Raw genomic sequence first — 13413 nt, 5'->3', positions numbered from 1 at the left:
CCCCCTCCCCCCCCCCCCCACCGCTGGACCGGCTCGGCCCGTCACCGGGCCGGCGTCGTCACGGTGCTACTCGCAGGCGTCGGCCGCCGGGAGCTCGGGGACCTCCGTGCCCTCGAACTGGCCGGCCGTCTCCTCCCACGCCTGCTGGTAGTAGCCGTCGTCCGCCGCCTGCTGGAGCGACTCGTTGATGAACTCGCAGAACTCGACGTCCCCCTTCTCGATCCCGATGCCGTAGGGCTCCTCGGTGAACTGCTCGCCGACGAGCTTGTAGGCGTCGTCCGACTCGGCGACGAAGCCGGTGAGGATGACGTTGTCCGTCGTCACGGCCTGCACCTGGCCGTTGTCGAGGGCCGAGATGCAGTCGTCGTAGACGCTGAACTCGACGAGCTGGTCGGGGCTGGCGAGGTACTGCCGGATGTTCTCCGCCGGCGTCGAGCCGGTCACCGAGCAGACCACCTGGTCGGGGTTCGCCGCGAGGTCGTCCGGACCGGTGATCACGTCGTTGTCCGCGGCGACGAGGATCTGCTGGCCGGCGACGTAGTAGGGGCCGGCGAAGGTCACCCGCTCGCGACGCTCGTCGTTGATCGTGTAGGTCGCGACGACCATCTGCACGTCGCCGCTCTCGATGAGCTCCTCGCGCTGCGCGCTGGGCGCCTCGGTCCAGGAGATGTCCTCGGGCGCGACGCCCATCTGCCCGGCGATGTACTCGGCGATCCGGACGTCGAAGCCCTCCGGCACCTCCTCGAGGTTGAGGAGCCCGAAGCCGGGCTGGTCGAACTTGGTGCCGATGTCCATCGTCCCGGCGTCGGCGATCTCGGCCATCGTCGAGCCCTCGGGGAACTCCGGGGCCTCGGCGACGCTCGCCTCGACCTCGACCTCGTCGCCGGACCCGGCGTCGGAGTCGCTGCCGCAGCCGGCGAGGACGAGCGTGCCGACGGCCAGGCCGGCGGCGAGGGTCAGGGATCGGGTGCGGCGCACGGGGGTTCTCCTCGGGTCGGGTGCGGGTCGGCCCCCGTGGTCGGGGAGCCGGTGGTGCAGGTCAGGGGTCGCCGGGTCACGGGGTGGTCGGCGGGGGTGGACCGGGTCGTCAGTGCGTGAAGATCTTGGACAGGAAGTCCTTCGCCCGCGGCGAGGTCGGGCTCGTGAAGAAGGTCTCGGGGTCGGCCTCCTCGACGAGCTCGCCGTCGGCCATGAACACGACGCGGTCCGCGGCGCGACGGGCGAAGCCCATCTCGTGCGTGACGACGACCATCGTCATGCCGCTCTTCGCCAGGTCGGTCATGACCTCGAGGACCTCGTTGATCATCTCGGGGTCGAGCGCCGACGTGGGCTCGTCGAAGAGCATGACCTTGGGGTCCATGGCCAGGGCCCGCGCGATGGCCACGCGCTGCTGCTGGCCGCCGGACAGCTGCGCGGGGTACTTCTCGGCCTGGTGGCCGACGCCGACCCGGTCGAGCAGCTCCTTCGCCCGGCGGTCGGCGTCGGCCTTCTTCGTCCCCCGCACCTTGAGAGGCCCGAGGGTGACGTTCTCCAGGACCGTCTTGTGCGCGAAGAGGTTGAAGGACTGGAAGACCATCCCGACGTCGGCCCGCAGCCGGGCGAGGGCCTTGCCCTCGGCCGGCAGGGGGTCGCCGTCGATGGTGATGGTCCCCTCGTCGACGCCCTCGAGCCGGTTGATCGTCCGGCACAGCGTCGACTTGCCGGACCCGGACGGGCCGATGACGACGACGACCTCGCCGCGCCCGACGGTGAGGTCGACGTCCTTCAGCACGTGCAGGTCGCCGAAGTGCTTCTGGACGCCGGACATGACGACGAGCGGCTCGCGCGCACCCCCCGCCGCGGCGGCGGGAGTGCCCTCGGGAGTGGTCACGCGGCGCAACCTAACCGCGCCGCGGCGGTCGAGGGGGTCCCGGCGCCGTACGGGACGCCGCCGTGACGGCATCGTGACGAGGCCTCGGGCAACCGTCCGGCGCGGAGGGCCTCCCGGTGCCGTCGGCGACGACGGCACCGGGACGCACCCGCCGTACCCTGAGGTCGCCATGACTGCCACCGCTGACGCCCCGCCCACGGCCGCCACGGGCCCCCTCGACGCCGCCGCGACGGCCGCGTCGCCGCGCACCTACGCCGTGCGCACCTTCGGCTGCCAGATGAACGTCCACGACTCCGAGCGGCTGTCCGGCTCCCTCGAGGCGGCCGGGTACGCCGCCCTGCCGGCGGGGGAGGACCCCGAGCAGGCGGACGTCGTCGTCCTCAACACCTGCGCGGTGCGCGAGAACGCCGACAACAAGCTCTACGGCAACCTCGGCCGGCTCGCGCCGGTGAAGGCGCGACGCCCCGGCATGCAGATCGCCGTCGGCGGCTGCCTGGCGCAGAAGGACCGGTCGACGATCGTCGAGAAGGCCCCGTGGGTGGACGTCGTCTTCGGCACCCACAACCTCGGGTCGCTCCCGGCGCTGCTCGAGCGCTCGGCGCACAACCGCCGCGCCGAGGTGGAGATCCTCGAGGCCCTGGAGACCTTCCCGTCCACGCTGCCGACCAAGCGCGACTCGGCGGCCTCCGGGTGGGTCTCCATCAGCGTCGGCTGCACGAACACGTGCACCTTCTGCATCGTCCCGGCGCTGCGCGGCACCGAGAAGGACCGCCGCCCGGGTGACGTCCTCGCCGAGGTGCAGGCGCTCGTCGACGACGGCGCGGTCGAGGTCACGCTGCTCGGGCAGAACGTCAACACCTACGGCATCGAGCTCGGGGACCGCGGCGCCTTCGCCAAGCTGCTGCGAGCCTGCGGGGAGGTGGAGGGGCTGGAGCGGGTGCGCTTCACCAGCCCGCACCCGGCGTCGTTCACCGACGACGTCATCGCCGCGATGGCCGAGACGCCGAACGTCATGCCGCAGCTGCACATGCCGCTGCAGTCGGGCTCGGACCGGGTGCTGCGGGCGATGCGCCGCTCCTACCGCAGCGCCCGCTTCCTCGGGATCCTCGAGCGCGTGCGCGCCGCCATGCCTGACGCGGCCATCTCCACCGACCTCATCGTCGGCTTCCCGGGCGAGACGGAGGAGGACTTCGCCGCGACGCTCGACGTCGTCGCGGCGTCGCGCTTCGCCCAGGCCTTCACCTTCCAGTACTCCCCGCGCCCGGGCACGCCGGCCGCGACGATGGACGACCAGGTGCCGAAGGCCGTCGTCCAGGAGCGCTTCGAGCGGCTCGTCGCGCTGCAGGAGCAGATCAGCTGGGACGAGGGGAAGACCCAGGTCGGCCGCGAGGTCGAGGTCATGGTCTCCGTCGGCGAGGGCCGCAAGGACGGTGCCACGGCGCGCCTCTCCGGCCGGGCCCCCGACAACCGGCTCGTGCACGTCGCCCTGCCCGAGGGGGCCGACGTCCCGCGTCCCGGCGACATGGTCACCACCCGGGTCACCTACGCCGCCCCGCACCACCTCGTCGCGGACCCCGCCGTGGGCGTCGGCCCGGGGCTCGCGGCGCGCGGCGAGCTCGTGCACCGCCTGCGGCGCACCCCGGCCGGTGACGCCTGGGACCGCCGGCAGGCGGCCTCCTGCGGCGTCCCGGCGCCCGCCGCCCGGGGCCCCGTCCCGGTGTCCCTCGGCCTGCCCTCGCGCCGGGGCTGAGCCCTCGACCGGCTCAGCCGGCCGTCACCCACAGCCGGACGGCGAGGCCGATGCCGGCGACGCCGATGACGGCGCGCAGGACCCCCTGCGGCAGCCGCCGCGAGACCATCGGGCCGACCCACCCGCCGACGAGGATCCCGACGGCCAGCGGCAGGGCTGCGTCGAGGTCGACCAGCCCGAGCGCGAGGAAGAGCACGGCGGCCACCAGGTTGCTGACCATGAGCAGGACGTTCTTCAGCGCCAGCAGCCGCTGGACGCTCGCGTCGAGGACGAACCCCAGCAGGACCGGGATGATGACGCCGGCCGCGGCCCCGAAGTAGCCGCCGTAGACGGCCACGGCGAAGAGGCCGACACGGGCGAGCCAGGACTCGGCGGCGTCGTCGGGTGCGGCCGGGCGACGCACGAGGGCGCGCAGCCGTGGCTGCAGCAGCATGAGCACCGAGGCGCCGCCGACCAGGAACGGCACGACCCGCTCGAAGACCTCGCCCGGCGTCGTCACGAGCAGGACCCCGCCGGCCAGACCGCCCGCCGCGAAGACGGGGGCGAGGCGGACGAGCCGTCCCCGCTGACCGGCCAGCTCCGGCCGCGAGCTCGCCGCCGAGCCGACGCCGGAGGCGACGAGGGCCACGGTGTTCGTCACGTTGGCCGTGACCGGCGGCAGGCCCACCGACAGCAGCACCGGGTAGGACACGAGGGACGCCAGCCCCACGACCGAGCCGACGAGCCCGGCGCCGACGCCGGCGAGGACGAGCAGGGCGAGCTCGAGCGGCGTCATCACCGGTGATCCAACCACCGGCCACGGCGGTCACCGCCCGCGCCGGCGCGGCGGCCGGCCCGTGGCACGCTCGGCGACGTGCCGGGCCCCGAGGACGTCCCACCGGTCAGGACCGTCCCGAGCCGCGCCGGGCAGCCGCCGCTGGTCGCCGTCGTGGGGTCCACGGCCACGGGCAAGTCCGACCTCGGCGTCGCCCTCGCCCTCGCGCTGGGCGGGGAGGTCGTGGGTGCCGACGCCTCGCAGCTGTACCGCGGGATGGACGTCGGCACGGCGAAGCTGGCCCCCGACGAGCGCCGCGGGGTGCCGCACCACCTCCTCGACGTCCTCGACGTGCGCGAGGAGGCGAGCGTCGCCGCCTACCAGCGGCGGGCGCGCGCGGTCGTGGCGGACGTCCGCGCCCGCGGACGCGTCCCCGTGCTCGTCGGCGGCAGCGGCCTCTACGTCCGGTCCGTCCTCGACGGCCTGGACTTCCCGGGGACGGACGCCGCGGTCCGCGCCCGCTGGCAGGCGGAGGCCGAGCGGGTGGGGTCGGCGGCGCTGCACGCACGGCTCGCCGAGCTCGACCCCGCGGCGGCCGCCGACGTGCTGCCGAGCAACGAGCGCCGCGTCGTGCGGGCGCTGGAGGCCATCGAGGTGAGCGGCCGGCCGTTCAGCGCCTCCCTGCCCCGGTACGAGCACCCCGCCGACCTCCTGCCCGTCGTCCAGGTGGGGTTGCGCGTCCTGCGGCCCGAGCTCGACGCGCGCATCGACGCCCGGGTGCGCCGGATGGCCGCCCACGGGCTGGTCGAGGAGGTGCGGCGCCTGGAGGCGGGAGGGCTGCGCGAGGGGCCGACGGCGTCGCGCGCCCTCGGCTACGCGCAGGTGCTGTCCCACCTGGCGGGGGGGTGCTCGCTCGAGGACGCCCTCGAGGAGACCGCTCGCGCCACCCGGCGCTTCGCCCGCCGCCAGGAGAGCTGGTTCCGGCGCGACCCGCGCGTGCGCTGGCTCGACGTCGCCGCGGACGAGCGGCCGGACGACCTGCTCGCGCGGGCCCTCGATGTCGTGGCGGCCGGTTCGGGCGTCGCGCCTGCGTAGCCTGCCCGGGTGAGCACCCCGCACCCCGCGACCGCGCGCCCCGACGCCCAGGCCGGCTCCTCGCCGGACTCCTCGCCGGGCCCCGGCCCGCGCTCGGGGGCCTCGGCGGAGGGCAGCACGGAGGTGAGCACAGGGATGAGCACGGGGGTGAGCACGGCGCTGCCCGGCCTGACGGGGCTGCGGGTGACCAAGGGCCACGGCACCGAGAACGACTTCGTCCTCGTCACCGACCCCGCGGGGGAGCGGGACCTCACCGACGAGCAGGTGCGCGCGCTCTGCGACCGCCGCGCCGGTGTCGGCGGGGACGGGCTCATCCGCGCCGTGCGCAGCGACGCGCTCGCGGAGGGGCGGGCCGCGCTGGCGGAGGACGCCGACGCGACGTGGTTCATGGACTACCGCAACGCGGACGGCAGCCGCGCGCAGATGTGCGGCAACGGCGTCCGCGTGCTCGTGGCCCACCTCCTGCGCGAGGGGCTCGTGGCGGCCGCCGAGCTCGCCGACGGCCGCGAGCTGGCGGTCGGGACGCGCTCGGGGGTCAAGCGCGTCGCGGCGGCTCTCGACGACGACGGCCGGCCGGGCTGGTTCGCGGTGGACATGGGGTCGTGGACGGTGCCCGGCGGCGACGCGGCCGTCGCGGACGGCTTCGACGCGACCGTCGGCGTCCACGGGCTCGACGGCGTCCCCCGCCCCGGGCTCTCCCTCGACCTCGGCAACCCGCACGTCGTCGTCGCGCTGACGGGGCGCGGCGAGCTCGAGGCCGCCGACCTCGTCGTCGCCCCCGAGGTGACCCCGACGCCCGCCGACGGGGCGAACGTCGAGCTCGTGGTGCCGCTGGACGCCCCCGAGCCCGGTGTCGGCGCGCTGCTCATGCGGGTCTCCGAGCGGGGGGTCGGCGAGACGCGCTCGTGCGGGACGGGCGCGTGCGCCGCCGCGCTGGCCGTGCGGCTGTGGGCGGGGGCGGACAGCCCGGACGTCTGGCGGGTCGCCGTGCCCGGGGGACGGCTGCGGGTGCGCGCGCTGCCGGGCGGTCGCGTCGAGCTGGCGGGGCCGGCCGCCGTGGTCGCCGACCTCGTCGTGGCCTGACCGGTACCGACCGGTGACCGGATCGTGATGACGAAGAGCCACCGCCGCTCACGCGCAGGTGCTGGACTGCTCCCCGGTCAGGGAGGACGGGTCGGTGCCGCGGGCGCTCGGGAGGGCGTCCCGGCGGACGACCTCCGGGGGTGGGGGCACGGCATGGGCGAGCAGGGGGCGCGGCGTCCGGGGGCGGCCGGCGAGCGGCGCCGGGGCGTGGGCACGCAGGCGGCGCGACGGCAGCTGATGCGCAGCGTCACCGCCGAGATCCCGGAGTCGCCGGCCCGCGCGGACCGGGCCGCACGGCGCGAGGCCCTGCTGCACGCCCTGGAGATGTCGCGGGAGATGTCGCGACGTCGTCGGGGGTCGGGCTCACGGCCCTGACCCCTCCTCGCTCCGCTCCTGGCCCTGGCCTCCCGGTCCCCGGTCCTCCCGGTCCCCGGTCGCTCGCCCGTCAGGCCCGGCGCGCGACGCGCAGGACGCGGTAGCCCTTGGCGCTCCCGGCCCGCTCGACGTCGACGGCGTCGCCGAGCTCGCGCGCCAGCCAGGCCTGCAGGGAGTCGGCGCCGAGGTTGCGCTGCACGACGAGGTGCGCCGAGCCGCCCGCGGACAGGCGGGGCAGCCACCGGGCGAGCATCGCGTGCAGGGCCTCCTTGCCCACCCGGATCGGCGGGTTCGACCACAGCGCCGCCAGGCCGACGTCGTCGGGCACCTCCTCCGGGGCGACGGCGCGCACGCCCGGCAGGTCGAGCCGCTCCGCGTTGCGGCGGGTGAGGTCGCGGGCCCGCGCGCTCACGTCGACCGCCCACACGACCGCCTCGGGCGCCTCGGCGGCCATCGCGAGCGCCAGCGCGCCCCAGCCGCAGCCGAGGTCCAGCAGGTGGCCGGTGGTCGGCGGCGGCGGAGCCTCGCGCAGCAGCACCCGGGTCCCGAGGTCGACGCGGTCGGTGCTGAAGACCCCTCGCGCGGTCTCGACCTCGACGTCGCGGCCGCGCAGGCGCACCTCGAGGAGCCGGCGCTCGTCGTCGCCCGCGGGGCGGTCGGCCAGCCTCCCGCCGAAGTAGTGCTGCGCCCCGTCGCCCGGGCCGGCCTCCGGGCCGGCTTCCGGGCCGGCCTCCGGGCTGACCTCCGGGCTGACCTCCGGGCCCTGCTCCTCGTCGTCCTCCACCGTCGGGACGCTACCGGCGGAGCCCGTCCGGGCCCGCCGCCGCCGTCGCGCGGCGCGGTGGTGCGGAATCCCCTCGTCAGCGCGCTCGTTGGCTGAGACAGTGGCCAGCGCCACGCCCGGGCCGCCGACCGGCGCCCGACCGACCTCCGCAGGGAGACCATGAGCCCCACCACCGCGACCTCCACCGCGAGCACGACCACGCCGGCCGACGACGCCCGGACGTCCGGGGAGGACCCCCGCCGCAGCGACGCCGTCAGCCGGATCCTCTCCCGCCACGGTGCCGCCGGACCGGGCTCCGCACAGGGCACCGGTACGGGCACCGGTACGGGGACGCCGGCCCCGGCCGAGCCGGGCGCCTTCGACGGCGACCAGCTCGACCTGGCGGAGCGCCAGGCGCTGCGCCGCGTCGGCGGCCTCGGCAGCCACTCCTCGGAGCTGCAGGACGTCACCGAGGTCGAGTACCGGCAGCTGAGGCTCGAGCGCGTCGTCCTCGCCGGGCTGTGGACCTCCGCGAGCGTCGAGGAGGCCGAGGCCTCCCTGCGCGAGCTGGCGGCCCTCGCCGAGACCGCCGGGTCGGCCGTCCTCGACGGCGTCCTGCAGCGGCGCCCGACGCCGGACCCGGCGACGTTCCTCGGCTCCGGCAAGGCCGGCGAGCTCAAGGGCATCGTGGCGGCCACCGAGGCGGACACCGTCGTCTGCGACGGCGAGCTGTCGCCCTCGCAGCGGCGCGGGCTGGAGGACATCGTCGGCGTCAAGGTCATCGACCGGACCGCGCTGATCCTCGACATCTTCGCCCAGCACGCCAAGTCCAAGGAGGGCAAGGCGCAGGTCGAGCTGGCCCAGCTGGAGTACCTGCTGCCGCGCCTGCGCGGCTGGGGCGAGTCGATGTCCCGCCAGGCCGGCGGGCGCGTGGCCGCCGGTGCCGGCATCGGCTCCCGTGGCCCCGGCGAGACGAAGATCGAGCTGGACCGCCGCCGCATCCGCACCCGGATGGCCCGCCTGCGGCGCCAGATCCGCGAGATGGCGCCCGCACGGGAGACCAAGCGCTCGCGCCGCCTCGCCGGCGGGGTGCCCGCCGTGGCCATCGCCGGCTACACCAACGCCGGCAAGTCGAGCCTGCTCAACCGGCTGACCGGCGCGGGCGTGCTCGTCGAGGACGCGCTGTTCGCCACGCTGGACCCGGCCGTGCGCCGGGCGCGGACGCCGGACGGCCGTGCGTACGTCCTCGCCGACACCGTCGGCTTCGTGCGGCACCTGCCCACCCAGCTCGTCGAGGCGTTCCGCTCCACGCTGGAGGAGGTCGGCGGCGCGGACCTCGTCCTCCACGTCGTCGACGCCTCCGACGTCGACCCGGAGGGCCAGGTCTCCGCCGTGCGGACGGTGCTCGCCGACGTCGGCGCGCTCGACGTCCCCGAGCTGGTCGTCCTCAACAAGTGCGACGCCGCCTCCCCCGAGGCGGTGGCGCGGCTGCGGTCGGCGCTGCCCGGCGCGGTGGTCGTCTCGGCGCGGACGGGTGAGGGGCTCGAGGCGCTCCTCGAGGTCGTCGCCGAGCGGCTGCCCCGCCCGGACGTCGACGTCGACGTCGTCGTCCCCTACACGCGCGGCGACCTCGTCTCCCGGGTGCACGGGACGGGGGAAGTGCTCGCGCAGGAGCACACCGGCGTCGGCACGCACCTGGTGGCCCGGGTCGGGGAGCACCTCGCCGCCGAGCTCCAGGGCGCCGCGGTCTGACGAGCCCCGCGCACGTCGCCGGAGCCCGTCTTCCCCTGTGGAGGGCGGGCTCCGGCGCGCTCGGGTCGGCCTACCCTCGCCCCCGTGAGCAGCGCAGCGGCACCGTCCCCGCCCGCGGCGCCGCAGCGGGGGCGCGGGGACGCGCACGGCGACGCCCCGGACGTCGACGCGCTGCTGTCGTCGGCCGTCGCCGCCCTCGGCGGGACCCGACGCGACGGCCAGCACGTCATGGCCCGGGCGGTGGACGCGGCGCTGCGGACGAAGGAGCACCTGCTCGTCCAGGCGGGCACGGGGACGGGCAAGTCGCTCGCCTACCTCGTGCCGCTGGCGCGCCGGGCCGTCGAGAGCCGGCGACCCGTCGTCGTGTCCACCGCCACGCTGGCGCTGCAGAACCAGGTGGCCGCCCGGGACCTCCCGCGGCTGGCGGACGCGCTCGAGCCCCTGCTCGGACGCCGGCTCACGTGGCAGGTCGTCAAGGGGCGCGCCAACCACCTCTGCGTCCACAAGCTCGACGGCGGCTTCCCCGAGGACGACGCGCTCTTCGAGGCGCCGACGCCGATGCCGGGCCGCTCGGTCACCTCCGGCGGACCGTCGACGCGGCTCGGCCGCGAGGTGGTGCGGCTGCGCGAGTGGGCCGGCGAGACGGAGACGGGGGACCGGGACGACCTCGTGCCCGGCGTCAGCGACACGGCCTGGCGCCAGCTCGCGGTCACCGCGCGGGAGTGCCTCGGTGCCAGCCGCTGCCCGCAGGCGGCCGAGTGCTTCAGCGAGCGGGCGCGGGAGCGCAGCCGCGAGGTCGACGTCGTCGTCACCAACCACGCGCTGCTCGCGATCGACGCCTTCGAGGGGCGCTCGATCCTGCCCGAGCACGAGGTGCTCGTCGTCGACGAGGCGCACGAGCTCGCCGACCGCGTGACCTCCGTCGTCTCGGCGCAGCTGACCGCGGCGTCCGTCGCGGCGGCCGCGACGCGGGCCCGCCAGAGCGGTACCGAGACGGAGCGTCTCGACCAGGCGGGCGAGGACCTCGGCGTCGCGCTGGCCGAGGTCGAGGAGGGCCGCTTCGTCCGCGGGCTGCCCGAGCTGGTGCACCTGTCCGTGTCGTCGGTGCGGGACGCGGCGCGCGAGCTCGTCGGCCGCCTGCGGCCGCCGCCCGGCGAGCGCCCCACGGACGCCCTCGCCGGTGCCCTCGCCGTCGCCAAGGCAGCCGTCGGCGAGGTGCACGAGGTGGCCGAGCGGATGGCCGCCGGGTCGGAGCACGACGTCCTGTGGCTCTCGGTCTCCGACCTCGCCTCGACGCCGTCGGCGGCACGGCGGTCGCTGCACGTCGCCCCGCTGCAGGTCGCCGGCCTCCTGCGCGAGGCGCTCTTCGCCGAGCGCACCGTCGTCATGACCTCGGCGACGCTGACGACGGGCGGCACCTTCACCGGCGCCGCCCAGGCGGTCGGCCTCGCCCGCCCGCCCGCCGGGGACGAGGACGCGGGCCCGGGCCCCGCCTGGGACGGCCTCGACGTCGGCAGCCCCTTCGACTACCCGCGGCAGGGCATCCTCTACCTCGCCCGGCACCTGCCCGCGCCGGGCCGGGAGGGGGCCGGGACCCCGGTCGTCGACGAGGTCACCGAGCTGGTGCGCGCCGCGGGCGGTCGCACCCTCGGGCTCTTCTCCTCGCGGCGTGCCGCCGAGGCCGCCGCGGAGGTGCTGCGGGAGCGGCTCGACGTCCCGGTGCTCTGCCAGGGCGACGACGTCACACCGACGCTCGTCCGCGAGTTCGCCGCCGACCCGACGAGCGTCCTCGTCGGCACGTTGTCGCTGTGGCAGGGCGTCGACGTGCCCGGCCCCTCCTGCCAGCTCGTGACGATCGACCGCATCCCGTTCCCCCGGCCCGACGACCCGCTCCTGTCGGCGCGGGCCGAGGCCGTCGCGCGCGCCGGCGGCAACGGGTTCCTCGCCGTCTCGGCGCAGCACGCCGCGCTGCGCCTGGCGCAGGGGGCGGGCCGCCTCGTCCGCTCGAGCGCCGACCGCGGCGTCGTCGCGGTGCTGGACCCCCGGCTGGCGACCGCGCGGTACGGCGGGTTCCTGCGGGCGAGCCTGCCGCCCCTGTGGGCGACCTCCGACCGCGACGTCGTCCTCGGGGCGCTGCGACGGCTCGACGCCGCGGCGCGGGAGGCAGAGGCCGCCTCCGCCTGACGCACCGCGCCGCGGTGCGACGCCGGCGTCGCCGACGGGTGAGGGGTCCGGCGACGGGCGACGACGCGGCGGCCGACCTACCGTGCCCGCATGGCCGCCCCCTCCCGTCCCGACCGCCCCGGTGCCGCCGGGTGGGTCCCCGACGACCCGGCGCGGCGCGACGTCGAGCACCTGCGCGAGGCGGCGCGCGCCTGCCGCGGCTGCGAGCTGTGGGAGCCGGCGACGCAGGTCGTGTTCTCCGCCGGCGCGGCCTCCGGGCGCGTGGCCCTCGTCGGCGAGCAGCCGGGGGACTCCGAGGACCGGCGGGGCGTCCCCTTCGTCGGGCCGGCGGGGCGGCTGCTCCAGGAGGCCGTCGCCGAGGCCGGCCTCGCCCGGGAGGACGTCTACGTCACCAACGCCGTCAAGCACTTCCGCTTCACGCAGAGCGCGCCGGGGAAGCGTCGGATCCACGCGACGCCGGACGCCGGCCACGTCACGGCCTGCCTTCCCTGGCTCACCGCCGAGCTGGCGGCCGTGGACCCCGAGGTCGTCGTCGTGCTCGGGGCCACGGCGGGGCGCGCCCTGCTGGGGCCCTCGTTCCGCGTCACGAAGGAGCGCGGCGTCGTGCTGGAGCGCGAGACCTCCCGGGGCCCGAAGCGTTTCGTCGCGACCATCCACCCGTCCGCGGTGCTGAGGACGCCGGACGACCAGCGGGCGCAGGCCCGCGACGGGCTCGTCGCGGACCTGCGCGTCGCCGTGGCGGCGCTGGGCGGCGCCTGACCCCAGGGCCCGGCGACGGGCCCGGCCGGCGCCCGACGGGGGCGCCGGCCGGGGGCGCCGGACGGGGGCGCCGGTCGGGGGGCGCGACGTCAGACGCTGCGCAGGACGGCGACCACGCGGCCCAGCACGGTCGCCTCGTCGCCCGGGATCGGGGCGTACGCCTCGTTGCGCGGGAGCAGGCGCACGTGGCCGTCGCGGCGCTGGAAGACCTTGACGGTGGCCTCGCCGTCGATCATGGCGGCCACGACCTCGCCGTTCTCCGCGACCGGCTGCTGACGGACGACGACCCAGTCGCCGTCGCAGATGGCGGCGTCGACCATCGAGTCGCCGGCGACCCGCAGCAGGAAGAGCTGTCCGTCCCCGACGAGCTGGCGGGGGAGCGGGAAGACGTCCTCGACCGCCTGCTCCGCGAGGATGGGGCCGCCGGCCGCGATCCGGCCGACCACGGGGACGTAGGTGGCCGCCGGGCGCTCGTCGCCCGAGCCCGTCTCGTCGACGTCCACGGCGCGCAGGACCGGGGCCGGACCGTCGCCGCCGGCCTCCGCCGGGAGCGCGCCGGGCTGCACGACCTCGATCGCCCGGGGTCGCCGCGGGTCCCGGCGCAGGTAGCCCTTGCGCTGCAGGGCCGCCAGCTGGTGCGAGACGCTCGAGGGGCTCGTCAGGCCGACGGCCTCGCCGATCTCGCGCATGCTCGGCGGGTACCCACGCCGGCTCACGGCGTCGCCGATGCACTCCAGCACCTTGCGCTGGCGGGTGGTGAGCCCGTCGCGCGCCGCGGGGGCGTCCGGCATCTCGACCACGCTGCCCCCCTCGGCGACGCCCCCCTCGGCCTGCCGCCGGCCCGGGCCGTCCCCCGTCGCCGACGTGCCCGCCCCCGACGTACCTGCCTCCGACGTGCCTGTCCCCGACGTACCTGCCTCCGACGTGCCTGTCCGGTCCTCGTCCGTGCGCCGCGCCACGTCGCCTCCTGAGCTCGGTGCCCGACCCGCGCCCTCCTGCGCCCGCCGTGCCGCTCCACCGTAGGGACG

General features: G+C 76.8%; 12 protein-coding genes. 7 read left to right on the top strand and 5 right to left on the bottom strand.

The genetic code is table 11. From position 1 onward, the window contains the following. Positions 1-66 precede the first annotated feature (66 nt). Complete coding sequence (locus WDZ17_RS07320) at positions 67-978, bottom strand: glutamate ABC transporter substrate-binding protein (protein WP_339574488.1); 912 nt, start codon at positions 976-978, stop codon at positions 67-69. 109 nt (positions 979-1087) lie between these two features. After that, positions 1088-1807 carry an amino acid ABC transporter ATP-binding protein gene (locus WDZ17_RS07315; protein ID WP_339574544.1) on the bottom strand — a complete coding sequence of 240 codons (720 nt, stop codon included), beginning with the start codon at positions 1805-1807 and terminating at the stop codon, positions 1088-1090. Between the two features lie 232 nt (positions 1808-2039). Between WDZ17_RS07315 and miaB the strand changes: the two genes are divergently transcribed. Next, positions 2040-3620, top strand: a complete 1581-nt coding sequence (gene miaB / locus WDZ17_RS07310) for a tRNA (N6-isopentenyl adenosine(37)-C2)-methylthiotransferase MiaB (RefSeq protein WP_339574487.1) — start codon at positions 2040-2042, stop codon at positions 3618-3620. Positions 3621-3633: 13 nt separating this feature from the next. On the opposite strand, the gene WDZ17_RS07305 is transcribed toward miaB, so the two are convergent. Then, on the bottom strand, positions 3634-4395 hold the full coding sequence (locus WDZ17_RS07305) for a sulfite exporter TauE/SafE family protein (protein ID WP_339574486.1): 762 nt from the start codon (positions 4393-4395) through the stop codon (positions 3634-3636). A 78-nt stretch (positions 4396-4473) separates the two neighbouring features. Here WDZ17_RS07305 and miaA point away from each other — a divergent pair, with 78 nt between their 5' ends. The 3 genes from miaA (at position 4474) to WDZ17_RS07290 (ending at position 6927) form a co-directional block, all read left to right on the top strand. Then, a complete protein-coding gene (miaA, locus tag WDZ17_RS07300; protein WP_339574485.1) occupies positions 4474-5469 on the top strand; it encodes a tRNA (adenosine(37)-N6)-dimethylallyltransferase MiaA in 996 nt (331 codons plus the stop codon). A 135-nt stretch (positions 5470-5604) separates the two neighbouring features. Further along, positions 5605-6552 carry a diaminopimelate epimerase gene (gene dapF, locus WDZ17_RS07295; RefSeq protein ID WP_422631879.1) on the top strand — a complete coding sequence of 316 codons (948 nt, stop codon included), beginning with the start codon at positions 5605-5607 and terminating at the stop codon, positions 6550-6552. 153 nt (positions 6553-6705) lie between these two features. Continuing rightward, entirely contained in the window at positions 6706-6927 is a 222-nt protein-coding gene (locus WDZ17_RS07290) for a hypothetical protein (RefSeq protein WP_339574483.1), read from the top strand. A 70-nt stretch (positions 6928-6997) separates the two neighbouring features. Here WDZ17_RS07290 and WDZ17_RS07285 read toward each other — a convergent pair whose 3' ends face one another. Continuing rightward, a complete protein-coding gene (locus tag WDZ17_RS07285; protein WP_422631878.1) occupies positions 6998-7591 on the bottom strand; it encodes a class I SAM-dependent methyltransferase in 594 nt (197 codons plus the stop codon). 279 nt (positions 7592-7870) lie between these two features. On the opposite strand from WDZ17_RS07285, the gene hflX reads away from it, so the two are divergent. The 3 genes from hflX to WDZ17_RS07270 all read left to right on the top strand — a co-directional run bounded on the left by hflX (position 7871) and on the right by WDZ17_RS07270 (position 12385). Beyond that, a complete protein-coding gene (hflX, locus tag WDZ17_RS07280) occupies positions 7871-9442 on the top strand; it encodes a GTPase HflX (RefSeq protein WP_339574481.1) in 1572 nt (523 codons plus the stop codon). An 84-nt stretch (positions 9443-9526) separates the two neighbouring features. Beyond that, the gene (locus WDZ17_RS07275) at positions 9527-11626 is read left to right on the top strand and encodes an ATP-dependent DNA helicase (RefSeq protein ID WP_339574480.1); all 2100 of its coding nucleotides are present in this window, start codon (positions 9527-9529) and stop codon (positions 11624-11626) included. A gap of 90 nt (positions 11627-11716) precedes the next feature. After that, positions 11717-12385, top strand: coding sequence for a UdgX family uracil-DNA binding protein (locus WDZ17_RS07270; RefSeq protein ID WP_339574479.1), 669 nt, complete (start codon positions 11717-11719; stop codon positions 12383-12385). 89 nt (positions 12386-12474) lie between these two features. Here WDZ17_RS07270 and lexA read toward each other — a convergent pair whose 3' ends face one another. Beyond that, the gene (lexA, locus tag WDZ17_RS07265) at positions 12475-13176 is read right to left on the bottom strand and encodes a transcriptional repressor LexA (protein WP_339574478.1); all 702 of its coding nucleotides are present in this window, start codon (positions 13174-13176) and stop codon (positions 12475-12477) included. Between the last annotated feature and the right edge of the window lie 237 nt (positions 13177-13413).

Source organism: Pseudokineococcus basanitobsidens (assembly GCF_037482545.1).
GTDB classification, from domain to species: domain Bacteria; phylum Actinomycetota; class Actinomycetes; order Actinomycetales; family Quadrisphaeraceae; genus Pseudokineococcus; species Pseudokineococcus basanitobsidens.
This window is presented reverse-complemented; position numbering and strand designations above follow the sequence as displayed.